The sequence below is a fragment of the Hymenobacter persicinus genome, from assembly GCF_004167665.1.
GTDB classification, from domain to species: Bacteria; Bacteroidota; Bacteroidia; order Cytophagales; family Hymenobacteraceae; genus Hymenobacter; species Hymenobacter persicinus.
Window position 1 is genome coordinate 21,367 of record NZ_SEWE01000038.1, and the last position, 23,961, is coordinate 45,327.

Here is a 23,961-nt window from a genome sequence, read left to right on the forward strand (position 1 = left end):
ACGCCGAGTAAGCTGCTCGCCGAAATAAGTTTTCAGTCGGGATGCCGCCCCGGAGTTGACGCTTCGGCCGCCGGGCCGCCACCAGGATTCATGCCCGGCCCGCCGGCGGCCTCATCCGTTTCTTGGCGCGGCTGCGTACCTTCACATTCCAACCCGGCCCGTTTTCCCACCCGAAAAAGCTTCTTCCGCATGGCTTACTACCACCGCCTCGGCCAGATTCCGCGCAAGCGTCACACCCAGTTCCGCCAGCCCGACGGCACGCTCTACGCCGAGCAGCTCGTGGGCACGCTGGGCTTCCACGGCGTCTCGTCCCTGCTCTACCACATTCACCCGCCCACCCAGATCAAGCAGGTGGGGGAGCCGGTGCCCTACGGCCCCAAGCTGCTCAAAGACCGGCCCCTGGCGCCCAGCCACCTGCGCACCCTGGCCCAAACCACCACCGGCGGCGACTATCTGGCGGCCCGGCAGACCATGCTTGGCAACGCCGACGTGACGCTGAGCATCTGCAACCCCACCGAGCGGCGGATGCAGTACTACTACAAAAATGCCCTGGCCGACGAGGTCATCTTCGTACACGAGGGCAGCGGGGAGCTCTGGAGCCAGCTGGGCGTGGTCCGTTTCGAGCCCGGCGACTACGTCATCATCCCGCGCACCATCATCCACCAGCTCCACTTCGACGAGGGCCCGGTCCGGCTGCTGATTATCGAGTCGTTCAGCCCCATCGAAACCTGTCGGCGCTACCGCAACCACTTCGGGCAGCTGCTCGAACATTCGCCCTACTGCGAGCGGGACATCCGCCCGCCGAGTGAGCTGATCGTGGACGACGTGCGGGAGTCGGGCGAATACTTGGTCAAGATCAAGAAGGAGGGCTACCTGCACCAGCTCGTGTACGCCCACTCGCCCTTCGACGTGGTGGGCTGGGACGGCTACTTCTACCCCTACGCCACCAGCATCCACGACTTTGAGCCGATAACCGGCCGCCTGCACCAGCCGCCGCCCGTGCACCAGCACTTCGAGGCCCACAACTTCGTCATCTGCTCGTTTGTGCCCCGCCTGTTCGACTACCACCCGCTGAGCATTCCGGCGCCCTACAATCACTCCAACGTCGACTCGGACGAGGTGCTGTACTACGTGGCGGGCAACTTCATGTCGCGGCGCGGCGTGGATCTGGCCTCGTTCACGGTGCACCCGAGCGGGATTCCCCACGGCCCGCACCCGGGTACGGTGGAAGCCAGCCTCGGCAAAAAGGAAACCCACGAGCTGGCCGTCATGGTCGACACGTTCCGGCCACTCTACCTCACCGAAGCCGCCCTGCCCTATCTCGATGAGAAGTACCCCATGAGCTGGAACCCGGACTTCAAGCACGAGCCGCCCCGGGCCGCCGACATGATGGACTAACTTTTGCTGGGCAAGGCGCCCGCGCACCAACTTCGCCGCGTTGGCGTTAGAGGCGCGGACCCCGCTGTTTTTCCAACTTTGATTTGTATGAAAAAGTCCTTCCTGTTTGCCCCCCTGCTGCTGTTGCTGGTCCTCGGCACGTTCAGCTGCAAAAAAATCAACGAGTTGCTGACCTTCGAGTTTTCGGACACCCAGAGCTTCAAGATTCCGGCCACGCCGCTGGTGAGCGGGCTGCCCGTAACGCTGAATCTGCCCGTGCCCGTGACCAACAAGGCCTCGGAAACTTTCCGCAGCAACAACACCAGCGCCGACTTGGTGAAAGACGTCAAGCTGACCAAACTCACGCTCACCGTCACGGACCCGACGACCGAAACCTTCGACTTTCTGCAGAGCATCGAAATTTCCATCGGCACCGACCAGAACGACAAGGTGGTCATGGCTTACCTGAACGACGTGCCCCGGGGCGCCAAAAGCATCGAGCTGACCTCGACCAACGAGAAGCTGGACCGCTACATCAAGGCCCCGAGCTACACGCTCTACACCAAGGCCACCGTGCGCCAGGCCACGGCCCGCGAAATCACGGTGCAGGAGGAAAGCCGCTTCAAGGTCACCGCCGACCCCCTGTAAGGCGTTTGGTTTAAGCCTAAAGAAGGGCCGCTGACTCGTCAGCGGCCCTTCTTTGCGTTTGGAGTAAGCCCGGCTAATGCGCTACCAGTACCTTGCGGTGCAAGCTGTACTCGCCCACCTGTACTTCGAGCAGGTACACCCCGGCGGCCAGGTCGGCCACGGGACTGGTGAGGCGGCGCTGCCCGGTCGTAATCAGCTCGTGGTTGAGCACCGTGCGCAGCAGCTGGCCCTCCAGACTGAGCAGGCGCACGGTGGCCGGGGCCGCCAGGGGTAGCTGCAAGGCGGCCTGCACGGCCTCCCGGGCCGGGTTGGGGTACACCTGCAGGCTCAGGCCGGGCAGCGTTGCCGCATTCTTATTAGCCAGCACCGTCACGTCAATCAGGGCCGTCCAGACGCTGAGCTGCTGGTTGTCGAGGCGGGTCCAGATGGGGCGCACCACGTTGTTGTGGGCCGTGATATTGGTGTAGTCGCCGAAGAATACGCCCGGGTTGGGCACAAACGGCGACTGGCTGAGGCGGAAGTTCTGGAAGGTCTGGCCGCCGTCGGTGCTGCGGGCCCCATACACGTCGGTGCGCGTTTCGGTGGCATTGGCGGGGTAGTTGCGCCGGTCGTAGAACACAAACCAGAGGTAGCCCGTGGCCTGGTCAATGGTCATCCAGGTGAAAAACTGCTGGTGGCCGGCCGTGTCGTTGTTGACCCGCCGCGGGGCGCTCCAGGTCTGACCGCCGTCGGTGCTTTTTACCAGCCACACGTCGGTGTCGGAGGGGCCGTTGCGCTGGTCGCTCCAGTTCACGTAGATCGTGCCGCGGTTCGGGCCCTGGCTTACGTCGCAGGCCGTGATGGGCAGGCCGTTGGCGCGGTAAATGCCCGCCACGGGAAAGTCCCAGCCCCCGGGCACGCTGGCAATAACTTTCTCACTGCGCAGCCAAGTCAGCCCGTCGTCGAGGCTGCGGTTGAAGGTCAGCCCCAGCGGTCCGGCCCAGGCCGTGTAGATTTCCCCGTTGGGCCCCACGGCCGGTACGGCGCCCTCCACCGTGTTGTCCTCGTCCACGGCGTCGCCGCCCACCTTGCTGATGCGCTTGGGCGCGGTCCAGGTCAGCCCCTGGTCCCGGGACTTGCTGAACACGATGCGGCTGCTGTCGGTGGACGCCAGGCTGCCGTAGGCGTCAAACTCGGTCCAGGTGGCGTAGAGGGCGTTGGTTTTGCGGTTCACGGCCACCCACTCCTTGTCTTGCTGCTTGGGTGGGTTCAGCCCGAAGTAGCCGCGAAACGTGAAGGGCGTGGCGGCCGTGGCAGCCCGCTGCACCTGCATGCGGTCCACGAACGGGAAGCTGGTGTTGACTGAGCCGCCGGGGTTGGAAAGGTGGAAAAAGTAGAACGCCCCGGTCGTGTCGGCCACCACGCACGGGTCGCCCCACACGCCGTAGGGCGAGCTCAGCGGCCGCCAGGTCCAAGTCTGGCCGCCGTTGGTGCTGTAGTACTGGTTGCTGATGTTGGCCCCGGCCACCAGCTCCCGGGTGTTCTTGGGATTAATGGCAATGGCCGTTTCCTCCGGGCTGCTGATGGTGCTGACCAGCACGTTGGGGTGGGCCGACTGCGCCCGCAGCGCCGACGAGGCACCCAGGCCGAATACCAGGACCAGGGGCAAAAACTGTCTGCTCATGGCTGAGTGGTTTTGGCCAGGCTGTTGAAGTAGTCAACCAGCATCACCAGGTCGGGTACCTGCTCGTAGTCGAGCTTCTTCTCGGCGGCGTAGGCGGCTACCTGCGGAGCCTGGGCCCCAAAGAGCTTTTCCACCGACTTGCGCTTCAGCGCCAGCTCCTGCACCGCGCCCTGGCCGGCCTGGCCCGCAAACAGCTGCACCCCGCGGCTGACCGAAGCCGGCCGGGTTTCGATGTTGTAGGCCGCAATCCAGTTGGCGGCTTTCTCGTCGATGGTGTGGAGCAAAAACAGCTGGAGCGGGCCGGCGGTGAGGGTTTCGAAGAAGTTGCGGCTGTCGGCGCTGCGGCCCACGGTCCGGGTTTCGAACGTGTGGCTGCCCCGCTTGCCCTCGGCCCCCAGCGTGAAGCCCCGCAGGCCACCCACCGGCAGCACGCTCACGCCCGCCGGCGTGGTCGGGTCGCGCACTTCCACCAGGCGCAGGGCAATGTTGTAGCGCAGGGCCGCCACGGAGTGCTTTTCCCCGCCCGCGGTCCAGAGCGTGCCGGTTTGCCAGTCGGGGGTGAAGTAGGCCTGCTCGGGCGTGAGGGCCGCTTTTTCGACGGTGCGGTTGTACTCGTAGGGCGTGTAGTAGCCCTGGGCCAGGGCGTGCACCTGCTGCTGGGTGAGCATGGCGGGCTGGGTCTGAGCCCAAACGGCACCGAGGGGCAGCGCAGCCAGCAGGCCCGTCAGCAACCAGGGAGAAAGGCGAGTAGACATAGAATAAGGGGGGCTAAGAACGGCATATCGATAAAAAATCAATGCGGGCTACGGCCTAACGGTTGCGGCCGTACTGCTCGTGGCTGCTCACCCAGTCGGAGCTGCTGATGGCGGCGCCCAGGCTGAGCTCCCCGGCCAGCACCACCCCGGCCACGATTTCGGCAAACTTGTTCACCGTGCCCCGGCCCACGCAGCCCAGCATCCGCAGGCACTCGTTTTGGGTGGCCAGGCCCGTGCCGCCCCCGTGGGTGGCCACGATGAGGGAGGGAATCGTGATGCTGATGTACAGGTCGCCCTCGGCCGTGACTTCCGAGTACAGAATGCCCGCGCTGGATTCCGACACGTTGGCCACGTCTTGGCCGGTGGCAATGAACATGGCCGTGATGCCGTTGGCGGAGTGGGCCCCGTTGTTGTTGGCTCCCGACATAAACGCGCCCACGTTGGAGACTTGCCCGTGGTAGGCCAGCTGCTCGGGCGTCACGCGCATACGCTGCTGCAGGATGTCGCGCTTAATCACGCACTCGGCCACCACCCGCTTGCCCCGGGTGCGCATTACGTTGATCTGGGAGGCTTTCTTGTCGGTGGCGAAGTTCGACTCGAGGTAGAAGTGGCGGATGGGGGCGCCCTTGTAGTTTTCCAGAATCCAGGAGCAGGCCGCAAACGTGGCCCGGCCCACCATGTTCTGCCCGGCCGCGTCGCCGGTGCTGTAGTTGAAGCGCAGGAAGGCGAACTTGTTGCTCAGGTAGGTATCGATGTACTGGAGCTTGGCCACGCGCGAGGTGCTTTCGGCCTCGGGGCGAATTTTATCGATGTTTTCTTCCACCCACTTGCCGAAGTCCCGGGCCCCGCGGGCGTCGTCGAACACGAACACTGGGGCCCGCTGCATGGCGTCGCCGATGATGGTGCACTTGGCCCCGCCGCAGAGGTTGAGCAGCTGGATGCCGCGGTTGTAGCTGGCTACCAAGGTGCCTTCCGTCGTGGCCATCGGAATGAGAAAGTCGCCCTGGGCGTGCTCCCCGTTCACGCGCAGCGGCCCGGCCAGCCCCACCGGAATCTGGGCCACGCCGGTGAAATGCTCACAGTTGCCCTGCAAATCGTGGGCGTCGAAGGAGTAGTGCTTCAGGTGCTTGAACTCCTGGCCGGTGAAGTCCTCGGCGAAGCGCTGCCGGGTCTGGATAGCGGCCTCGGAGTAGTCGTCCTGGTCCTGGCGCGGAATGCGGGTGCGGTTGTCGGCAGTGGTGACAATGGCGTCTTCCACCTCCACGTTCAGGTCGCCGAACGGGTCGGCGGCAAACTGCACCCGCACGGTGTGCATGCCTTCCTTGAGGTGGTCGGTAGCCAAATGAAACGTGGCCGACTGCCCCACGGCCAGCGTGAAGCCGGCGTTGTCGGCGTTGAGCGTAGTGGCCGGCCGCACGTCGCCCTCGCCCAGGTCCAGGGCAATCTGCTCGGCCGGCACCTGCACGCCGTCGAGCTGCACGTGGTCAATCCGGGTCAGGCGCACCGTGTCGAGGCGGTTTTTGATGCTGAAGGCCACGCCCTCGGGCGTGTTGTGCAGGCTGCCGCGGGTGTAGAGCAGCTTGAGCAGCATGGGGCTGGGCGTGAAGATCATGCGCGGGGGAACGTTAGGTAGGAGGTTAGGTGGGTAAAGTGCGAAATTTTCGGGGAATGGCGGGAATCAAGGCCAGTGACTACCGGTGGGCAAACGCACGTCGAGAATCGGCCTGCTGAGTACGGAGCGGAATAAAAGCTAGAGGCTACCCGCCGCAAGTACGTGCCCCGCTACTCGAAAAACTCCCGGCCGCGGGTGTCGAGGTAGCCACTGCGGCCGTCGGGCGTCGTGACCCGGGCCACGCCCTCCACGAAGGGCTCGGCGGCTTGGTACTTGGGCGCCACGAGCAGGTGGCCGTCGTCGGCGAGGTAGCCGAAGCGGCCCTGCTGCTCCACTACGGGCAGGGCAAAGCCGTTGGCTTCGGAGGCCTGGATGGCGTCGAATTCGAGGGGCAGCACGGGCTTGCCCTTGTCGTTGAGCACGCCCCACTTCGGCCCCTGGCGCACGAACAGCAGCCCGTTGTAGTTTTCGCGAATCTCGTCGTAGATGGCCGGCACCTGCGCGGCGCCCACCGTGAAGCGGAAGCCCACTTTGCCGTCTTTGTGGGTCAGGTCGCCCTGGGTCAGGAAGTCGGACTCGGGTTCCGGGTCGGGCGGGGTCGTCAGGCGGTTGCCGCTGGTGTCGAGGTCGTAGGTTTGGCCGTTCAGCTCCACGGTGCCGCGGCCCCGGTGGAAATTGCTGGCCTTGGTGAACTGCACGGGCGTAATGGGGTTGCCGGCCCCGTCGATGTAGCCGTAGAGCTGGCCCACCCGCACCCAGGCCACCTCGCCCACGAAGGGGCCGGCCTCGTCGTAGAGCAGGGGCAGCACAAGGCGGCGGCTGGGGTCGGCGTAGCCCCACTTGCTGCCCCGGCGGAAGGGCACGAGGCGGGCGGTGGTGATTTGGGCGGCGCCCAGGCCCAGCAGCAGCAGGCCGGCCAGCAGCAGCCGGGGCGTCCGTTTGGCGGGGGCAGGAAGAAAAAGAAGTCGGCGCATTGGGCCTAAGATACGCAACGCGGATAAACCCTGCGCCCGGTTTGGCGGTTGATTCACGCATTCTTCACCGCGCTGCCCGAGTTTTAAAGTCTGGGCGGCCGTCGTGCGTCTATCTTCTTACCCTCGTTGCTCGACTGTAACCCGTACGGCCGCGGCAATCGTATCTTTGACCCCAAGAGGCGTTTTTCACTAACCGCCTTCGCCCTATGTCCCCACACTCAGACTATCCCCGTTTCACCCTCGGCAACCGCCTGACGGAGGAACAAAGGGAGTTTTTTCGCAAATACGGCTTTCTCCATTTTCGCCCCTTCCTGACCCCGGAGCAGGTTCAGACGGTGCTGCGCGCTACCGAAGACGTGCAGGCCCAGTGGCTGGCCGAGGGCGTGGAGAAGGTCAACGGCGTGCCCATCAAGTACGGCAAAGATGTGGATGGCTCGCCCATCGTGCAGCGCTTCGCCTTTGCCTCTCACTACAGCCCGGTGCTGCGCGAGCTGCTCCAGGATCCGCGCTTTAAGTCCTTGTTTCCCCTGCTCGAAGCCCCCAACGGGCGGGTAGGGGAAAATGAAAAGGACGGCCTGGTTATCAACCACTACGTGAACGTGGCGGGCTCGGAGTTCAGCCAGATGGGCTGGCACACCGACTCGTTGCGCGACGTGTTCTACGGCAAGCGCATCGGCCCCATGCTCAACGTGGGCGTCCACCTCGACGGCACGCCGGCCACCAACGGCGGCCTGCGCCTGCTGGCCGGCACCCACCACCAGACCCTGCGGGAGATGCTCTTCCGCAAGAAGTACTACAAGGACGTGGGCCACGACCCGAACGAAATTGCCGTCGAGACCGAGCCCGGCGACCTGACCGTGCACGACGGCCGCATGTGGCACCGCGTGGCCCGCTCCCCGCTGGTGGGTGAGGTGTCGCGCCGCCGCGTCATGTACGTGCCCATCATCAGCGGCAAGTACGAGCCTAAAAATGCCCACAGCGCCACGCCCTTCTACCTGCGGTTTCTCCATCTGGTGAAATAGTGAACTGGTGGACTGGTGAGTTGTCGTTCAGACGGCGCTAAGTGCGCGGTTTGCGACGGCTGGCCCCCCAGACCATCAAACTCACCATTTCACTAACTCACCATCTCACCACATGCCCCACGCCCTTATCACTGGTGCTTCCCGCGGAATTGGTCGCGCCATTGCCCTGGAGCTGGCCCGCCGCGGCTACAATCTGCTGCTTGCGGCCCGCTCCGCAGACCAATTGGAGGCGCTGGCTGCCGAAGTGAAGCAGCAGCACGGGGTAGAAGCCCAGGTGCTGGCCGCCGACCTGGCCGCGCCCGGGGCCGCCGCCCGTCTGGCTGAGTGGGCCAACGTGCAAACCACCGAGCTGGCGGTGCTGGTCAACACTGCCGGCTACGGGCTGTGGGGCCGGTTTGAGGAGCTGCCCCTGGCCCAGCAGCAGAACATGCTTCAGCTCAATATGCTGCTGCCCACCGAGCTTACCCACCACTTAGTGGCGCAGCTGCGGCGGCAGCCCAAGGCGTATATTCTGAACGTGGCCAGCACCGCCGCCTACCAGGCCGTGCCGACCCTTACGCTCTACGCGGCCAGCAAAGCGTTTCTGCTCACCTTCAGCCGCGGCCTGCGCTACGAGCTGCGCGACTCCCCGGTGTCGGTGACCTGCCTGAGCCCCGGCGCCACCACCACCGACTTCGCCGACCGCGCCGGCATGAGTGCCGGGCTGCAGGAAAAAGCCGCCAAGCTCTCCATGACGCCCGCCGAAGTGGCCCGTGCGGGGGTGGAAGCTATGCTGGCCGGAGAAGCCGAGGTGATTCCCGGGGCCCTGAACCGGATTTCGGCCAAGCTTACCAGCTTCGTCCCCAAAGCCATGACCGAGAAAATTGCGGCCGGCATCTACGAGAAGCACCTGAAGTAGATTGGGTTCTGCCGCTCTGTCTTCCTACGCCGCCTTCGCCTTGCAACCCCGGAGTACTAAAGTAAAAGCCCTGTACCACTCGTTGGTAAAGGGCTTTTACTTTGAAAGGAGTTACCAGCGCAGAAGCAGGCCGGTCCTGCGTGCTGCTCAGACTGACAGGGGGGAGGCAGTGGCCGGGCTGGTTATTTTGCCCGCCAGCCAGTAGCTAACGGCCGCAAAAAGCGGGGCGGCCAGCACGTCGTAGGTGTAATGGGTGTGCTGCACCAGTACCAGCGCGCCCACGCCCAGGGTAGCCAGCAGCAGGGCCCACCGCCCGCCCCGGGGCCGTACGGCCAGAGCCAGCAAAAACATCGTGGCCGTGTGACCCGAGAAAAACAGGTCTTTGGTTACGGGCGCGGGTCCGCCGTAGAAGAAGCGGTCCACCAGCGGGTCGTGGAGCAGCAGCAGGCCCGCGGGCGGGTCCAGGGGCAGGAGCCAGAGCGTGAGGACGCGGCAGGCGTGCAGCAGCAGATAAGCCCAGATGCAGCGCAGCAGCAACGCGGGCCGGGGCAACAGGTAAGTGAGCGTGGCCCCGATGCCCAAATAAATCAGCCCGAATGTGGGCTCGGACACGTCGTGGGCGGGCAGGGCGGCCAGCAGCGGGTCGGGGAGCACGACGCCGGCCCGCTGCTGGATAAAGGCGAAAAAGTGGGGAATGCCGGCCGCCAGTGCCAGCAGCAGCCCCACGCCCAGCAGCAGCGTGCGGCGAAAAGCCGGCCGCGCCCAGGCCTCGGGCCAAAGCAGGGAGTCGGAGGGCAAAACGGGAGCCGGACGGAGAAGCGGCATGGGCGGGAAAAAGCGGGAGAAGATCGGGCAAAAATACGCTGCCCCGCCGGATGCGGCCAATGCCGCCGCGCATCGTACCTTTTGGCCGGCTTTTTACGCTACTCCCCGATGAAGAAACTCTACTCCGCCGCGGCCCTGGTGCTGACGGCCGCCCCGCCGCTGCTGGCCCAGAATGCCGCCCTCGACGCCCGCATTGCTCAGCTGGCCACTCAGGAGGAATCGAAGGTGGTGGCCTGGCGCCGCGACCTGCACGAGCATCCCGAGCTGGGCAACCAGGAAACCCGGACGGCCGGCATCATTGCCGCCCACCTCAAAAGCCTGGGCCTGGAAGTGCAGACCGGCGTGGCCCGCACCGGCGTGGTGGGCATTCTGCGCGGGGGCAAGCCCGGCCCGGTAGTGGCCCTGCGCGCCGACATGGATGCGCTGCCCGTCACGGAAAGCAACAACCTGCCCTTCGCCTCCAAGGTGAAGACCACCTACCTGGGCCAGCCCGTGGGCGTAATGCACGCCTGCGGGCACGACACCCACGTGGCCATGCTCATGGGGGCGGCGGAAGTGCTCAGCCAAGTCAAGAAAGACTTGCCCGGCACCGTCAAGTTTATCTTCCAGCCCGCCGAGGAAGGTTCCTTGCCGGGCGAAGAAGGGGGCGCCAAGCTGATGGTGAAGGAAAAGGTGCTCGAAAATCCCAAGGTCGACGCCATCTTCGGGGTGCACATCCAGGCCCAGACCGAAGTGGGCACGCTCAGCTACCGGCCCGGGGGCGAAATGGCCAGCTCCGACCGGTTCAGCATCAAGGTGCACGGCAAAGGCTCCCACGGCGCCTACCCCTGGAACAGCGTAGACCCCATCGTGACGGCGGCCCAGATTGTGCTGGGGCTGCAAACCATCGTGAGCCGGCAGGTGAAGCTCATCGACGACGCGGCCGTGGTGACGGTGGGCACCATCAACGCCGGGGTGCGCCACAACGTGATTCCGGCCGACGCGGAGCTGACCGGCACCATCCGGGCCCTGAACCCGGCAGTGCAGCAGGAAATCTGGGCTTCCGTCCGGCGCATTGCCAAGGGCATTGCCGAAAGCGCCGGGGCCACGGCCGAGGTCAGCATCGAGCCCTACGTGCCCGTGACATTCAACAACGAAAAGCTCACGGCCCAGATGCTGCCCACGCTGCGCGCCGTGGCGGGGGCGGCCCAGGTGAGGGAGCAGAAAGCCGTGACCGGGGCCGAGGACTTCTCCTTCTACCAGGAAAAAGTGCCCGGCCTGTTTTTGTTCGTGGGCGGTATGAGCAAAGGTCAGGATCCGGCCACGGCCGCCGACCACCACACCGCCGGCTTCCGCATCGACGAAAGCGGCCTCACGCTGGGCGTTAAAACCCTGGCGACCCTGGCCGCCGACTACCTCAGCCGTAAATAACGACGCATGGGGAGGGCTGAGGATGGCCCGCCTACGCTGGCCGGCATCACTCAGTCCTTGCCGTTTCACCCTGCCTAATTAGTATTTTGATGAATATTGCCCTGGTTACCTGCCAAAGTCTGGCCCAGTACGCCGCGCCCACCGTCGACGACGAGGATGCCCTGCTCACCCGCTACCTGCATCAGCAAGGCCACCGCGTAACGGCCGAAATCTGGACCGATCCGGCCGTCGACTGGCTGGCTTACGAGGTGGTGGTACTCAAGTCGCCGTGGGACTATTTCGACCGGGTGCAGGAGTTCTACGCCTGGCTCGACCGTATCGAAGCCCTCGGCGTGCGGCTGCTGAACCCCGTGGCGCGGGTGCGCTGGAATGCCGACAAGAAGTACTTGGCCGATATGGAGCAGGCCGGGGCCCGGATTGTGCCCACCCGCTGGCTGAGCCGCGGCGCGCAGTTTGAGCCCGCAGAGCTGTTTGCCGACCTGGGCACCGACCGGCTGATTGTGAAGCCAGCCGTCAGCGGCGGGGCCAAAAACACGTTTGCCCTTTCCCGGGCCGAAGCCGAGGCCGCGCGGCCCCAGATTGAGGCGCTGCTGCAGGAAGAGGATTTCCTGGCCCAGCCGTTTCTGCCCCAGATCCAGACCCAGGGCGAATGGTCGTTGCTGTACTTCGGCGGGGAGTTCAGCCACTGCGTGCTCAAAACGCCCAAGTCCGGCGACTTCCGGGTGCAGCACTACCTGGGCGGCCACATCGAGCCCGTGACGGCCCCGGCCCACCTGCGCGCTACCGCCGACCAGCTCGTGGCCCGCTTCGCCCCCGACTGTCTCTACGCCCGCGTCGATGGGGTGGAGGTAAACGGAGAACTGCTGCTGATGGAGCTGGAGCTCATCGAGCCCTTTCTATACCTGGCTTCCGACGAGCACGCCTTTGCCCGCTACGAAGCCGCGCTGAGTCGGGTATGAGTTGTTCGTTGTCCGTTGTCAGGTCCTTCAACGATTACTCAACAACGAACAACGGACAACGAACAACTAAAGCACCTCAGCTAAAGCCGTTGGCCGTAAAGCCGCCATCCACACTTAAGCACTGTCCGGTGATATAGGCCGCCGCCGGCAGGCACAAAAAGGCTACGGCGGCGCCCACTTCCTCCGGCTCCCCGATGCGCTTGAGCGGGGTGCGGGCCAGTACGCCCTGTAAAAACTCCTCGTTGCTGAGCACCCCGGCTACTAGCGGCGTGCGGATATACCAGGGCGCCACCGTGTTGACCCGAATATGGTCCGGCGCCCACTCCACGGCTAGGTTGCGGCCCAGCTGCACCATGGCGGCCTTGCTCATGCCGTAGGGCGAGCCGGTGCGCACGTGGGTCAGGCCCGCCACCGAGGCCACGTTGACGATGCTGCCGCCCCCGGCCTGCTGCAACAGTGGGTAAGCGGCCTGGCACATGCCAAACACCGATTCCAGGTTGGTGGCCATGATGTGCTGAAACTCTTCCCGGCTGTAAGCCGCCGTGGCCTTGCGGATGTTGGTGCCCACGTTGTTGACCAGAATATCCAGCTTGGGCCACTGCCGGCTCACGTCGAGCAGCAGGGCTTGGCGCTCGTCGGGGCGGCTTACGTCGGCGGGGCGGGCGTGAGCATCGAAGCCCTGGGCCCGCCACTGGGCCACCCGGGCTTCGAGGTCGGCGGCAGTGCGGGCCACGGCAACGACGGTGGCGCCGAAGCCCAGCAGCTCTTCCGCCGCCGCCGCCCCGATGCCCTTGGAAGCGCCCGTGACCAGCGCAATTTGTCCCTTCAGATTCCAGCGGTTGTTCATAGCAGAGCAGATAACGGGGTTTTAGCCCGGTCGGGAAGACGTGTAAGATTTTGGGGTGAAAGGGCAACGCAACGTCCGGGTAGATTCCGGGAATGTGGCATTTTGACCGAAATTTCAACTGAATCCTGGAATATCAAGAGAAAGTAATATTTTGAAATATTCGCATGATATGAAGTGATATGCTGAAAGTATTGCGGTGAAAAGACTAATAAAATTGAAAAATTTCTACCTTGGAAACGCTTCGGCTCGCCGGGGCACTTCGCTCATTTCTTTCCCACAACAAACCACACTTTACATGACCAAACATTACTCAGCTGCAGCCTTGCTGTTGCTCGGTGGCCTGGCTACCTCCGGTGCTTACGCGCAGGACTACTCCCGCGTGCAGTCGAAGGTGCTCAATGACAACGGAACGCCCTTCATGGTGCAGTTTCGCAGTGAAGGCAACGCTTACAAGATGAGCGAAGCCACGACGGTACTGCGCGAGCAGCTCCAGCTGACCAAGGACGACCAGTTGGTGCAGGCTAAAACGGAAGCCGACCAGCTGGGGTTCGTGCATGAAAAATACGACCAGTACTACAAGGGCGTAAAAGTGGAGCACGGCATGTACACCGTGCACGCCCGGCAGGGCAACGTACAGAGCATCAGCGGCGACTTTGAGCGCATCACGAACCTGAACGTAACGCCTTCCCTGAGTGCCGCTTCGGCCCTGAAAAGCGCCATGTCGTTTGTGGGTGCTACCAAGTACATGTGGCAGGACGCCCGCGAGGAAGCCGGCCTGAAAGTGATGGAAGACAACCCAGCGGCAACCTACAAGCCCCAGGGTGAGCTGGTTATCGTTAATGCCCTCGAAACCGGCAAGCCCACGCTGGCCTGGAAGTTCAACATCTACGCCCAGCAGCCCCTGAGCCGCGCCTATGTGTACGTGGACGCCCAAAACGGTCAGGTGGTAATGCAGGACGCCATCATCAAGCACACGGCCGCCACCGCTACCTTCGCCACGGCTTACAGCGGCACCCGCTCGTTGGAAAATGAAACCGTCGTGGCCGGACAGTACCGCCTGCGCGAGTACACCCGCGGCCTAGGCATTGAAACCTACAACGCCAAGAAAGGCAACAGCTACACCGCCGCCGTCGACTTCACCGACGCCGACAACAGCTGGACCGAGTACAACAACGCCAACTTCGACAACGTGGCCGGCGACGCCCACTTCGGCGCTCAAGCCACGTTCGACTACTGGAAACTGGTGCACGGCCGCAGCTCCTACGACAACGCCAACGCCAAAATTAAGAGCTACGTGCACTTCGACGACACCCCCGGCGACGGGGTGGGCTTCGAAAACGCCTACTGGAACGGCTCGGTAATGACCTACGGCGACGGCGCCTCCCGCTTCCGCCCCCTGACCGCCCTCGACGTGTGCGGCCACGAAATCGGCCACGCCGTGTGCGAGAAAACGGCTAACCTGACCTACCAGAACGAGTCGGGCGCTATGAACGAAGGCTTCTCCGACATCTGGGGTGCCGCCATCGAGCAGTACACCGCGGCCAAGCTGGGCCTGACCAAGTCGACCTGGCTCATTGGCGAAGACATCGACAAGCAGCAGCCCGGCCTGCGCTCCATGAGCAACCCCAACTCCCAGGGCCAGCCCGACACCTACAAAGGCACCTACTGGAGAGCTACGACCACCTCGCCCACCTCGGCTAACGACTACGGCGGAGTACACACCAACTCGGGCGTACTCAACTACTGGTTCTACCTGGTAAGCGTTGGCGGCAGCGGCACCAACGACATCGGCAGCGCCTTCAACGTGACCGGCATCACCATCGACGCGGCGGCTAAAATTGCTTACCGCACCGAAAGCACGTACCTGACGGCTTCGTCGACCTTCGCTTCGGCCCGCACGGCTTCCATCCAAGCTGCCACCGACCTCTACGGGGCTGGCTCGGCCCAGGTGCAGACGGTAACCAACGCTTGGTACGCCGTAGGCGTGGGCGCTGCGTACGGCGGCACCACTCCTCCGCCAACCGGCGGCGTAACGTATTGCGCTTCGAAAGGCACCAGCGTGGCCTACGAGTACATCGACTACGTGAAGTTGGGCACCTTGGCCCGCACTTCGGCTGCCGACGGTGGCTACTACAACGGTACGGCCCTGGCTGCTCCGAGCATTGGCGCCGGCACCTCGCAGACGGTTAGCTTCTCGGCTGGCTACGCCGGTACGGCTTACACCGAATACTGGAAAGTCTACATTGACTACAACCAGAACGGCGTGTTCACCGACGCCGGTGAACTGGTCGTAAGCGGTTCGAGCAGCAGCAGCGCCACGCTGTCGGGCACCTTCACGGTTCCGACCACGGCCAAGAACGGCAACACCCGGATGCGCGTAATTATGAGCGACGCTTCGGCTACCACGAGCTGCAACTCCTACAGCTACGGCGAAACGGAAGACTACACCGTCAACATCACTGGCGGTGCCGCCCTGGCTGGCATCACGGGCACCAACACGCTGACCGGCGGCACGGCCATCGGCAACGAGCAGGCCAAGGTGCTGAACCTGTATCCTAACCCCGCCACCAACGTGCTGCACCTGAGCCTGCCCGGCAACGCCGAGGCCGTATCGGTACAAGTGCTTGATGCCCGCGGCGCCGCCACGGTGGGAGCCCGCTACGAAGGCAACGGTCAAGTCAACATTGCCGGCCTGGCCAAAGGAATGTACCTGCTGACCGTCAGCGACGGCCAGAAAGTATTCCACCAGCGCTTCATCAAGGAATAGCTTCGGCTACCTCCGCCAACTAGAAAAGGCCCGTCGTAAGACGGGCCTTTTTTGCGTTTTAGCAGTTCTGCGTCGGCCGGTTGAGGTAAGTGCGGCCGCTTGGCTTACCGGCCCCAGGGCGCGTATTCGAGCTTTAGCTCGACCAATCCGTAACCGTCTTTCAGGCTGGGGTTGCCGCGCTGACTCACGTCGTCGAGGCGGTCGGTGGAGGTGAAGTAGTACGCGGCTTCCGCCGTGGCATTGATTTGCGGGGTAAGGCGGAACACCAGCCCCAGCCCGACCGGGGCCACCAGCGCCATGGCCGGGTAGTCGTTCACTTCCGGGGGCAGGTATTCGGTAGTGGGCAGGGGCCGGTCGGTGCCCCGGTACGATTTGGGGTTGTAGAGCAGAAAGCCCGCACCCGCCTTCAGGTAGGGCTTAATCAGGGCCGCCGGGCTGCGGGCGCCGGCAAACTCGCCTTCGTCGTGCAGGAATTCGTAGCGGATGAAGCCCACCAACGACTCGTTGCGGCCCTGGAAGGCAATGCCGCGCTCGGGTATCTGGTCCTTGGCGCCGAGTTGAAAATAGGTGAACTCGCCGCCGACGACCAAGTGGGGGCGCATCATGTAGAGCGCGCCCAGACTGATGCTGGGGCCAGGCAGGTTATTGGTCAGATTCTCGGCCAGGTCGCCGTTGTAGAGCCCCACGCCCGCGCCGAGCGTGAACCGAACCGGGCCGCGGTAGTAGGGACGGGCCTGGGCGGTGTAGTGGCGCTTGCGGCGCTCCGCCGTTTCCTGGGCCAGGGCAGTGTGGGCGGAAAAGGAGGCCAGCAGCAGCGTGCTGAGCAAAACGGGACTATACTTCACGGGCAGGCTTCTAGGGGTGAAACGCGGGGCCAGAACTGGCAACGGCCCTCCCGCTACGTAACGGAGGCCGCCCGCGGATTATTTGAACATGCCCTGCGGATCGGGCAGCTTGGCCTGCAGCTCCCCGATAAACTCGATGTCGACGCTGGCTATGTTCAGATTTTGCCCTTTGTGTACGGCTTCCCAGGCTTTGGGATACTCGCCCTGGTAATAATAGCCGCGGGCCAAGTCCTGCCAGGTCTGGGCGTTGGTGGGCGCGGCCGTGGTGGCCTGCTGTAGGTAGGTCATGGCCTGCTCCAAGTCCTTCTTCTTCTGAGTCTGCTGGTAGCGGATGAGGTAGCTGGCGCCCAGGTCGCTGAGCATCAGCGCGTTGTTGGGGTCCACGGTCAGGCCCTGGATGAGCAGGCTGATGGACTCGTCGGGCGTGGGGTTGCTGCTGCTGATAACGCCCAGGCCGCGGTAGGCATCGGGGTTTTTCTGGTCGAGCAGCCAGGCCAGGTTGAAGCGGTAGCGGGCCGTGTCAATCTTGCCCTCGGTGAAGTACTCGTAGCCCTTGGTAGAGAAAAACTTGCTGGCTTCGGGGCGCGAGGAGAAGCTGCGGTCAATGTCGGCCAGGAAAGCTGCGCCCACCAGGGCTTCGGCCTGGGCCACGCTGATTCCGCCGAAGAGCGGCTGCAGGCGGTTGGCGGCACTGACCGGCGCCCCGCCGTTCTTGATTTTGACCTTGCTCTTGCGCTGGGCCTGGGCCGACCCGGTGCCAACGCTCAGCAGCACGGCCAGCAGCAACACGTAATATTTCATGAAACGGGAAAAAGACGAAGAAAAGAAGGAACAGTCGCGCCGACGCAGGGCCGGGTATTGGCAAATATAACGCCGGCCGCGGCAACCTAGTCTGCGGCGGGGCGTTGGCGAAAAACTCCGCCTTTGTCCCAGCCCCGGCAATCCGCGCGGGGCCCCGGGGCGGTATATGCCGGGCCGGCGGATTGTTGCCCGGCCGTCGACCTGACTTTTTTGCTATGTCCTTCTTTCGTTTGCTGCTGCTGCCCGCCGCGCTGGCCGTTGTGCTGCTGGTGCTGGCCGCCACCGAGTATGCCGTGGCCCGGCCCAGCCGCCGCACCACCGACGTGGCCTACGTGCCCGCCTCCGACCCCGACTTCGACCCCGCCCGCCACGTGCTCGACGTGTACGCCCCGCGCCAAGCCGCCGCGGCGCCCCGGCCGGTGGTTATATTCATTCACGGGGGCAGCTGGAACAGCGGCAGCAAAAACCTGTACTCCTTTATCGGCCGCCGCCTGGCCAAGCAGGGCGTGGTGGCCGTTATCATCAACTACCGCCTGGCGCCCACTGTGCAGGTGCCCGCCATGGCCGACGACTGTGCCCGGGCCGCGGGGTGGGTGGTGCAGCACATTGCCGACTACGGCGGCGACCCCAACCGCCTGTTTGTAATGGGGCACTCGGCCGGGGGCGGGCTGGCAGCGCTGCTGGCCACCGACAACCGCCTGTTCAGCCGCCGCGGCCTGGCCCGCAACCCCGTGCGCGGCGCCATCCTCGATGACCCCGCCGGCCTCGACATGTACGACTATCTGCAAAAGATGCAGTACCCCGGCGACGAGCAGTACCTGGTGCCCTTCGGTCGGGAGCCCGCCGTGTGGAAAGACGTGTCGCCGATGTACCATGTGGGGGCCGGCAGCCCACCGTTTCTGCTGTTTGTGGGCGGCGAAACTTACCCCTCGATTAGCAGCAGCAGCGAGAAGTTTCGGCAGCGGCTGCGGGCGCTGGGCCGGGAGCCCAAGTTCACGGTACTGCCCGGCAAGAAGCACATCCCGATGGTGTTGCAGCTCTATTGGCAGCACAACATCATTTATCGGGAGCTGCTGAAACTGGTCGGGGCGCCGGTGGCGGGCTAGAACAGCTCGGTTTGGGCGGCGGGTTGCTCAAAGGCCAGCAGCCACTTCTTGCGCCAGAGCCCGCCGGCGTAGCCCGTCAGCGTGCCGTTGGCGCCAATGACGCGGTGGCAGGGCCAAACCAGCCCCAGCGGATTCTGCCCGTTGGCCGCGCCCACGGCCCGCACCGCGCCGGGGTTGCCGAGCTGCCGGGCCAGGTCTAGGTAGGAAGCCGTGCGGCCGTAGTCTACGCCCAGTAGCGCCGCCCACACCTGCCGCTGAAACGCGGTGCCGCGCTCCACGTGGGTGCGCAGCTCAAAAGTGCGCAGCTCCCGCCCGAAGTAAGCCAGCACTTGGGCGCGGGCCTCGCGCAGGCACGCGGGCACGGCCGCCGCGGGCGTGGCCGGCACGGCCGCCTCCAGGAAACTGACGGCACTCAGGCCGGCGTCGGTGCCGCGCAACTCGATGGGGCCCAGGGCGGAGGGAAGGATGGCAATGGCGGCGTCGGACATGGGCAGGCAAAAATCTTGTTCAAAGATGCAACGAAGTGCCGGCTTGGCCACCGGCTGGCCGAAAAACCCGGAGCCTGGCCCCGCCGTTAGGGGGGCAACACCTTCCCGATGCCCGGCCGCCGTGCGGCAGATGCGGCCGGAATGAGTTATATTGTCCGGGTATCGGCACGCCCAACAGTTGGAATTGCTGCGGCAATTCCGCGCCAACACGCGCCGAACTGTCGTAACTTTCGCCTGATTCGTTCATTCAACCTTTTGTATCCCGTGCGACACCTTCTACTCTGCTCTGTATTTGGCCTCGGCCTAGCTGGCGGGATGCTGGCGGGCTCCCCCGCTTCGGCTGCTCCCGGCTCCGGGAACGGGCCTGCTGCTCAGCCTGCTGGCAAAGTGGTGGCACCAGTGGTTAGCGCCGGCACCGGCCTGACGGCCCTGTATTTCAGCAACGGCAGCCTGGCTGGCGCGCCCACGCTTAAGCGCCTCGATTCCACCGTCGACTTTCAGTGGGGACTGAGCTCCCCGGCGCCCGGTCTGCCAGTCGACAACTTCTCCGTCCGCTGGGAAGGCCTGCTGTCGGCTCCGGCTACGGGCCGCTACAGCTTCTCCATTTTGTCCAATGACGGGCTGCGCCTGTGGGTGAACGGTAAGAAGGTTATCGATACCTGGGACGGCAACGGCGGCGGCAACAACGTGGGCGGCAGCGTGAACCTAGCCGCGGGCGAAAAGACGACCATCAAGCTGGAATATTACGACGAGGAAGGCGACGCCCGCGTGGAGCTCCAGTGGATTCCGCCGGGTCAGGCGGCTCAGATTATTCCTTCCGAGCACCTCTACCCCGTAGGCTCTCCCATGACCCCCGACCCGGTAGTGGCCGGGGCACCTGCGGCCCCCAAGGCCGCGCCGGCTCCCAAACCCGCCACTCCGGCCCCGAAAGCCGCTGCGAAACCAGCCCCCGCGCCGGCCGTTGCCATGGTAGAGCCCGCCGCGAAAGCCAAGAAAGTGAAGCCGGTCCCCGCGCCCAAGCCGGAGCCAGCTCCCAAGCCCGAGCCCGCCCCGCCGGTAACCGTCACGCCCGGCCTCTACACGCTCACGGCCCGCTCCAACGGCAAGACCCTGGAAGTGGTGGACGACACCCGCACGGGCCGCATTCCCGGCCAGCAGGCGGGGCCCCGGGTGGCCGCGCAGTGGCGCATCGAAAATGCGGGCAGCGGCAACTTCCGCCTGATGGTGCCCGGCGGTAATAAGGTGCTGGAAGTGCTGGGCAGCTCCACCTCCAACGGCGCTCAGCTGGAACTGTGGCCCTACTACAGCGGCAACAACCAGATTTGGCAGATTGAAGACGTCGGTGACGGCTACGTCAAGCTCATTGCCAAGCACAGCCGCAAGGGCCTGACCTACAAGGACTCAATCGACGGCGGCCTGCAGCAGTGGCGCTACTCGGGCAAGGAAAACCAGCAGTGGAAGCTCACGCCGGTCGTGGAAAGCACCCCGCAGCTGACGGCCGCCATGGGCAACGTACCCGCCATTGGCGTCAACAAGATGAGTGTGTATCCGAACCCCAGTACCGGCGTGCTCCAGATGGCCTACCAGCTTAACCAGGACATGCCCCTGGGCTGGGTGCTATACGACCAGCGCGGTATTGCCGTAAAAGTGTCGGACTACCGCCGCCAGACCTCGGGCCAGCACCACCAGACGCTGGACTTTTCCAGCCTGCCCGCCGGCGACTACAACCTGAACCTGACCGTGGGGGCTACTACTACCAAACAGTCCCTGCTTATTCGCCGCCCCTCGGCGGAGGCCCCGGCCGTGCAGGAACCCACCAAGTAAGTTTGTTGGCCCTGACCCGGCCAGCCATAACGATGCCGCCTGACCCGCGCTGCCTTCGGGCGCTGCGGATCAGGCGGCATCGTTATGAGCCAACCCTGTGCTCGGTTCAGCGGAAATCGGCCATCTGGCCCCAGAGGCGCTCAAACTCCTCGGTGTAGCGCCGCACCACGGCCCGGTCGTCGCTGATGAGCAGGTTTTCCATGTTGTAAAGCGAGGCCGAGCGGGTCCAGTTGTAGCTGCCAGTCAGCACCCGCCGGTTGTCGGCCACGGCAAACTTGTGGTGCATGTGGTCGTCGGTCAGGTCGGTGCGGATGGTGATGCCGCTGGCCTGCAGCTGCTTGATGTCGGAGCCCTTGTCGTGGAGCTTGTCGTTGTCGGTGAGCAGGCGAATGGCAATGCCGCGCCGGTGGGCCTCTAGCAAAGCCGCCGTAATCCGGTCATCGGAGATGGTAAAGACGCAGATGTCGAGCCGGTGCGCGGCGCGCCCGATAAACTGCCGGATGGCGTCCACGCAGGCGTCGCCGGGGCTGAAGAAGACTTCGGTGTGCGGAATGGCACCCTGCTCCCCGGAGGGCACCACCATGGGCAGCAGCAGGGCACTGGCCGCTTCCAGCCACTGAATCACCGACTTGTCCTGAAACGAGTTGAACCGTTCCCGGGCCAGGTTGAACAGCTGGTGGCGGAGTTGCTCGAGGGCCGCGCCCTGCTGGCCGTGCTCGGCCAGGCGGCGGCGCAATTCCTGGGCTTCAGCTGCGGAAAGAGTGGCGTCGGCGAAGGAGCGCTCAAAGTGGCGAAGCAGGGCGGCGGAGTCGGCGGCGGTAGGTTGGGGCATGGGGCTAAAGTAGGGAAAGCTCCGCTAACTGAACCGTAGCCGGCTGGGCTTGCTGCACCTCCCGCTGGGCCCGGCGTAGGGCCTCGGCATAGGGCTCGTACAGCACCCGCCGGGGCAGGGCATCGGCTTCCAGATCCGCATCCCAGAGGCCAGCGCGGTGCCAGTTGTCGAGGTGGTCCCAGTCGGGCCGGTCGATGATGGGGTAGAGGCAGGCGCCAAACAGCGGCACGCCGGCGCGCAGGGCCGCGGCGCATTCCCGCCCAATCATGTCCATCCAGGCGGGCCGGTCGATGCCGGGGTGGCTGGTTTCGGTAAGCACCACGGGCCGGTCGTAGCGCTGCCAAGCGCGCTTGAGCAGAAAGCTCAGGGGCTGCAGGCGCGGGTCGTGGTCTTCATTGGCCCAGCGCAGGGTGGTGTGGGGCTCGAGCTGCCACTGGTTGTCGTAGTAGTAATTGAAGCCCAGCAGGTCGAGGTACTCTTCCCGCCCCCCAAGCTCGGGGCAGAGGCGGCCGGCCAGCATGTCCACGGCCTGAAACTGGTTGTTGTCGAATTCCCGGGCCCGGGCCCGCTGCCCGCGGGTGGCGTGGTGGGCGGGCACAATGTGAATCAGCGGCTCAGTGGTCAGGATGCGGATGCCGGGGTCGGCTTCGCGCAGGGCGGCTACGCCCTCAATGTAGGCCCGCATCAGTCCGCGCTTCACCTCCCAGCCCTGGCCCACGCAGTAGGGGGAAGTGCCGCGCACGTCGCCGCCCAGCCAGCTCATAAAGCTGACCTCGTTGATGGGCGTTACAATCAGCTCCTCGTCGGGGCGCTGGCTGCGGTAGAAAGCCACGAAAGCCCGGCAGAGGTGGGCAAAGCGGCGGGCAAACATCGGGTGCAGGGGCGTCAGGTCGTCGGGGTAGCCGAAGTGGCACAAATCCCAGACCTGCTGGATGCCGTGGCGCCGGCCCGCGTCGAGCAGCACCTGCACCGTGCTCCAGTCGTAGTGGTAGGCGGTTTTCTCGACCTGGCTCCACCGAATGCCCTCGCGCACGGTGCGCACCTGGAAGGGCGCCAGGTCCTGGTAGTCCTGGTCGATGAGCTGCAGGTGGCCGGTCAGGGTCAGAAAGTCCACCCGGTTGCCAAAGGCATTGAGCTGGTCCGTGCATTCGTAGCCCCCCATCCAAAACGAGCGGAAAGGGTTCGATGCAGTAGCGTTAGAGGCCATGAGCAAGAAGGTTGGTAAGCAAAAAAAGAGCGGCAGCCGGCCCTTGCTGAAAGGCCGCCACCGCTCTTTGTACCCGCAAACGAGCTATTAGGTTGGCTCGGGTGGGGCCGAGACTAGATCTGCGGCGACACCTGGTTGGTGGGCAACTGGGTGTCCCGGTCCTTGTCGGTCAGGCTTTTGGCCTCAACAAAAATCCGCTTGAACTCGGGGTGGGATACGCGCAGCGCGTCCTGCAAAGCAGCCACGGCCACTTCCACCTCCACGGCCGAGAGGTGGTCGTGAAAGTCCACGTCGAGGGCCAGCACCACGTCTTCGGGGCCCAGGTACATGGTCAGGGGCGGGCGGGTCTGCTCCACGCCCGGCTGCCGGCTCACGATGCTCATCACGCTGTCGATGGTGGCATCGTCGACGCCGGTGCCCACGAGCAGGCTGCGGGTGCGGCTGACCAGAAACACGGCCACCAGCATCAGCAGCAGCCCGATGGCCACCGAGGCGCCGCCGTCGAAGTAAGGATTGTTCAGGGCGTGACCGAAGTACACGCCCAGCAAAGCCAGCAGCAACCCGACCAGGGCGGCCAGGTTTTCGAGCACCGAGGCAAACACTGCCGGGTCCTTGCTGGTGCGCAGCTGCCCCCAGAAGCCTTGTCCGCCGGCGCCGGCCCCCGCCGTCAGGGCCTTGGCGGCCAGCCAGAACGCCCAGCCCTCAAACAGGATGGCCACGCCGAGCACAATGTAGTTCCAGCGCGCGTCGGTGAGGGGCTCAGGGTCCAGGATGTGCTTGATGCCCTCGTAGAACGACATGCCCCCGCCGATGGCGAAGATGAGCACGGCCACAATTAGGCCCCAGAAATACTGCTCCTTGCTGCGCCCGAAGGGGTGGCGCTTGTCGGCGGGCTTCTGGCTTTGCTTGAGGCCGTAGAGCAGCAGCACGCCGTTGCCGCTGTCGACCAGGGAGTGGATGCCCTCGGAAAGCATGGCCGAGGAGCCGGTGAAAAAGGCCGCCACGAACTTGCAAATGGCAATGCCGACGTTGGCCGCAATGCCCCCGAAGAGGGCGGTTTTTGAAGAGTTAGGATCTGCCATGAAGAAGGTAAAAATAAAC

At 64.6% G+C, this 23,961-nt stretch carries 21 protein-coding genes; 9 read left to right on the forward strand and 12 right to left on the reverse strand.

Annotation, left to right across the window (positions count from 1 at the left end):
• The first annotated feature begins 189 nt into the window (after window positions 1–189).
• Window positions 190–1,398: a homogentisate 1,2-dioxygenase gene (locus tag EWM57_RS15900; protein ID WP_129922145.1), complete on the forward strand. Its 1,209-nt coding sequence runs from the start codon at window positions 190–192 to the stop codon at window positions 1,396–1,398.
• 87 nt (window positions 1,399–1,485) lie between these two features.
• Complete coding sequence (locus EWM57_RS15905; protein WP_129922146.1) at window positions 1,486–2,025, forward strand: hypothetical protein; 540 nt, start codon at window positions 1,486–1,488, stop codon at window positions 2,023–2,025.
• Window positions 2,026–2,098: 73 nt separating this feature from the next.
• Here EWM57_RS15905 and EWM57_RS15910 read toward each other — a convergent pair whose 3' ends face one another.
• From EWM57_RS15910 to EWM57_RS15925, 4 genes are all read right to left on the reverse strand, one after another.
• Window positions 2,099–3,688 (reverse strand): T9SS type A sorting domain-containing protein, encoded by a 1,590-nt coding sequence (locus EWM57_RS15910; RefSeq protein WP_129922147.1) that lies wholly within the window; start codon window positions 3,686–3,688, stop codon window positions 2,099–2,101.
• The gene (locus tag EWM57_RS15915) at window positions 3,685–4,443 is read right to left on the reverse strand and encodes a hypothetical protein (RefSeq protein WP_129922148.1); all 759 of its coding nucleotides are present in this window, start codon (window positions 4,441–4,443) and stop codon (window positions 3,685–3,687) included. The genes EWM57_RS15910 and EWM57_RS15915 overlap by 4 nt, the downstream gene beginning before the upstream one ends.
• Window positions 4,444–4,498: 55 nt before the next feature.
• Window positions 4,499–6,055: a hydroxymethylglutaryl-CoA reductase gene (locus tag EWM57_RS15920; protein ID WP_129922149.1), complete on the reverse strand. Its 1,557-nt coding sequence runs from the start codon at window positions 6,053–6,055 to the stop codon at window positions 4,499–4,501.
• Between the two features lie 170 nt (window positions 6,056–6,225).
• Entirely contained in the window at window positions 6,226–7,029 is an 804-nt protein-coding gene (locus EWM57_RS15925) for a WG repeat-containing protein (protein ID WP_129922150.1), read from the reverse strand.
• Between the two features lie 206 nt (window positions 7,030–7,235).
• Here EWM57_RS15925 and EWM57_RS15930 point away from each other — a divergent pair, with 206 nt between their 5' ends.
• Together EWM57_RS15930 and EWM57_RS15935 are read left to right on the forward strand one after the other, a co-directional pair.
• Entirely contained in the window at window positions 7,236–8,051 is an 816-nt protein-coding gene (locus tag EWM57_RS15930) for a phytanoyl-CoA dioxygenase family protein (protein ID WP_129922151.1), read from the forward strand.
• 112 nt (window positions 8,052–8,163) lie between these two features.
• Window positions 8,164–8,949 (forward strand): SDR family NAD(P)-dependent oxidoreductase, encoded by a 786-nt coding sequence (locus EWM57_RS15935; protein ID WP_129922152.1) that lies wholly within the window; start codon window positions 8,164–8,166, stop codon window positions 8,947–8,949.
• Window positions 8,950–9,096: 147 nt separating this feature from the next.
• Here EWM57_RS15935 and EWM57_RS15940 read toward each other — a convergent pair whose 3' ends face one another.
• Window positions 9,097–9,774, reverse strand: a complete 678-nt coding sequence (locus EWM57_RS15940) for a phosphatase PAP2-related protein (protein WP_129922153.1) — start codon at window positions 9,772–9,774, stop codon at window positions 9,097–9,099.
• A gap of 108 nt (window positions 9,775–9,882) precedes the next feature.
• Here EWM57_RS15940 and EWM57_RS15945 point away from each other — a divergent pair, with 108 nt between their 5' ends.
• Both EWM57_RS15945 and EWM57_RS15950 read left to right on the forward strand, forming a co-directional pair.
• On the forward strand, window positions 9,883–11,184 hold the full coding sequence (locus EWM57_RS15945; RefSeq protein WP_129922154.1) for an amidohydrolase: 1,302 nt from the start codon (window positions 9,883–9,885) through the stop codon (window positions 11,182–11,184).
• Between the two features lie 89 nt (window positions 11,185–11,273).
• On the forward strand, window positions 11,274–12,143 hold the full coding sequence (locus tag EWM57_RS15950; protein ID WP_129922155.1) for an ATP-grasp domain-containing protein: 870 nt from the start codon (window positions 11,274–11,276) through the stop codon (window positions 12,141–12,143).
• 76 nt (window positions 12,144–12,219) lie between these two features.
• Here EWM57_RS15950 and EWM57_RS15955 read toward each other — a convergent pair whose 3' ends face one another.
• Window positions 12,220–12,990, reverse strand: a complete 771-nt coding sequence (locus EWM57_RS15955; protein WP_129922156.1) for an SDR family oxidoreductase — start codon at window positions 12,988–12,990, stop codon at window positions 12,220–12,222.
• Window positions 12,991–13,285: 295 nt separating this feature from the next.
• On the opposite strand from EWM57_RS15955, the gene EWM57_RS15960 reads away from it, so the two are divergent.
• Window positions 13,286–15,757: a M4 family metallopeptidase gene (locus tag EWM57_RS15960; protein ID WP_129922157.1), complete on the forward strand. Its 2,472-nt coding sequence runs from the start codon at window positions 13,286–13,288 to the stop codon at window positions 15,755–15,757.
• Window positions 15,758–15,861: 104 nt separating this feature from the next.
• Here EWM57_RS15960 and EWM57_RS15965 read toward each other — a convergent pair whose 3' ends face one another.
• Window positions 15,862–16,602 carry a hypothetical protein gene (locus EWM57_RS15965; protein ID WP_129922158.1) on the reverse strand — a complete coding sequence of 247 codons (741 nt, stop codon included), beginning with the start codon at window positions 16,600–16,602 and terminating at the stop codon, window positions 15,862–15,864.
• A gap of 78 nt (window positions 16,603–16,680) precedes the next feature.
• Window positions 16,681–17,403: a tetratricopeptide repeat protein gene (locus EWM57_RS15970; protein WP_129922159.1), complete on the reverse strand. Its 723-nt coding sequence runs from the start codon at window positions 17,401–17,403 to the stop codon at window positions 16,681–16,683.
• A 215-nt stretch (window positions 17,404–17,618) separates the two neighbouring features.
• Between EWM57_RS15970 and EWM57_RS15975 the strand changes: the two genes are divergently transcribed.
• Complete coding sequence (locus tag EWM57_RS15975) at window positions 17,619–18,509, forward strand: alpha/beta hydrolase (RefSeq protein WP_129922160.1); 891 nt, start codon at window positions 17,619–17,621, stop codon at window positions 18,507–18,509.
• Here the strand turns inward: EWM57_RS15975 and EWM57_RS21810 are convergent.
• Window positions 18,506–18,997 carry a methylated-DNA--[protein]-cysteine S-methyltransferase gene (locus tag EWM57_RS21810; protein ID WP_129922161.1) on the reverse strand — a complete coding sequence of 164 codons (492 nt, stop codon included), beginning with the start codon at window positions 18,995–18,997 and terminating at the stop codon, window positions 18,506–18,508. The genes EWM57_RS15975 and EWM57_RS21810 overlap by 4 nt on opposite strands.
• A 264-nt stretch (window positions 18,998–19,261) precedes the next feature.
• Between EWM57_RS21810 and EWM57_RS15985 the strand changes: the two genes are divergently transcribed.
• On the forward strand, window positions 19,262–20,821 hold the full coding sequence (locus EWM57_RS15985; RefSeq protein ID WP_165370544.1) for a PA14 domain-containing protein: 1,560 nt from the start codon (window positions 19,262–19,264) through the stop codon (window positions 20,819–20,821).
• 106 nt (window positions 20,822–20,927) lie between these two features.
• On the opposite strand, the gene EWM57_RS15990 is transcribed toward EWM57_RS15985, so the two are convergent.
• The 3 genes from EWM57_RS15990 to EWM57_RS16000 all read right to left on the reverse strand — a co-directional run.
• Entirely contained in the window at window positions 20,928–21,653 is a 726-nt protein-coding gene (locus tag EWM57_RS15990; RefSeq protein ID WP_129922163.1) for a phospholipase D-like domain-containing protein, read from the reverse strand.
• A gap of 4 nt (window positions 21,654–21,657) precedes the next feature.
• The gene (locus tag EWM57_RS15995) at window positions 21,658–22,860 is read right to left on the reverse strand and encodes a glycoside hydrolase family 1 protein (RefSeq protein ID WP_129922164.1); all 1,203 of its coding nucleotides are present in this window, start codon (window positions 22,858–22,860) and stop codon (window positions 21,658–21,660) included.
• Between the two features lie 113 nt (window positions 22,861–22,973).
• A partial coding sequence (locus EWM57_RS16000) for a cation diffusion facilitator family transporter (RefSeq protein WP_242510103.1) occupies window positions 22,974–23,961 on the reverse strand: 988 nt, incomplete at its 5' end.

Bases quoted from the DNA above. Each gene is read 5' to 3' on its own strand.
- EWM57_RS15900 (WP_129922145.1), top strand. From the start codon at position 190: ATGGCTTACTACCACCGCCTCGGCCAGATTCCGCGCAAGCGTCACACC.
- EWM57_RS15905 (WP_129922146.1), top strand. From the start codon at position 1,486: ATGAAAAAGTCCTTCCTGTTTGCCCCCCTGCTGCTGTTGCTGGTCCTC.
- EWM57_RS15910 (WP_129922147.1), bottom strand. From the start codon at position 3,688: ATGAGCAGACAGTTTTTGCCCCTGGTCCTGGTATTCGGCCTGGGTGCC.
- EWM57_RS15915 (WP_129922148.1), bottom strand. From the start codon at position 4,443: ATGTCTACTCGCCTTTCTCCCTGGTTGCTGACGGGCCTGCTGGCTGCG.
- EWM57_RS15920 (WP_129922149.1), bottom strand. From the start codon at position 6,055: ATGATCTTCACGCCCAGCCCCATGCTGCTCAAGCTGCTCTACACCCGC.
- EWM57_RS15925 (WP_129922150.1), bottom strand. From the start codon at position 7,029: ATGCGCCGACTTCTTTTTCTTCCTGCCCCCGCCAAACGGACGCCCCGG.
- EWM57_RS15930 (WP_129922151.1), top strand. From the start codon at position 7,236: ATGTCCCCACACTCAGACTATCCCCGTTTCACCCTCGGCAACCGCCTG.
- EWM57_RS15935 (WP_129922152.1), top strand. From the start codon at position 8,164: ATGCCCCACGCCCTTATCACTGGTGCTTCCCGCGGAATTGGTCGCGCC.
- EWM57_RS15940 (WP_129922153.1), bottom strand. From the start codon at position 9,774: ATGCCGCTTCTCCGTCCGGCTCCCGTTTTGCCCTCCGACTCCCTGCTT.
- EWM57_RS15945 (WP_129922154.1), top strand. From the start codon at position 9,883: ATGAAGAAACTCTACTCCGCCGCGGCCCTGGTGCTGACGGCCGCCCCG.
- EWM57_RS15950 (WP_129922155.1), top strand. From the start codon at position 11,274: ATGAATATTGCCCTGGTTACCTGCCAAAGTCTGGCCCAGTACGCCGCG.
- EWM57_RS15955 (WP_129922156.1), bottom strand. From the start codon at position 12,990: ATGAACAACCGCTGGAATCTGAAGGGACAAATTGCGCTGGTCACGGGC.
- EWM57_RS15960 (WP_129922157.1), top strand. From the start codon at position 13,286: ATGACCAAACATTACTCAGCTGCAGCCTTGCTGTTGCTCGGTGGCCTG.
- EWM57_RS15970 (WP_129922159.1), bottom strand. From the start codon at position 17,403: ATGAAATATTACGTGTTGCTGCTGGCCGTGCTGCTGAGCGTTGGCACC.
- EWM57_RS15975 (WP_129922160.1), top strand. From the start codon at position 17,619: ATGTCCTTCTTTCGTTTGCTGCTGCTGCCCGCCGCGCTGGCCGTTGTG.
- EWM57_RS21810 (WP_129922161.1), bottom strand. From the start codon at position 18,997: ATGTCCGACGCCGCCATTGCCATCCTTCCCTCCGCCCTGGGCCCCATC.
- EWM57_RS15990 (WP_129922163.1), bottom strand. From the start codon at position 21,653: ATGCCCCAACCTACCGCCGCCGACTCCGCCGCCCTGCTTCGCCACTTT.
- EWM57_RS15995 (WP_129922164.1), bottom strand. From the start codon at position 22,860: ATGGCCTCTAACGCTACTGCATCGAACCCTTTCCGCTCGTTTTGGATG.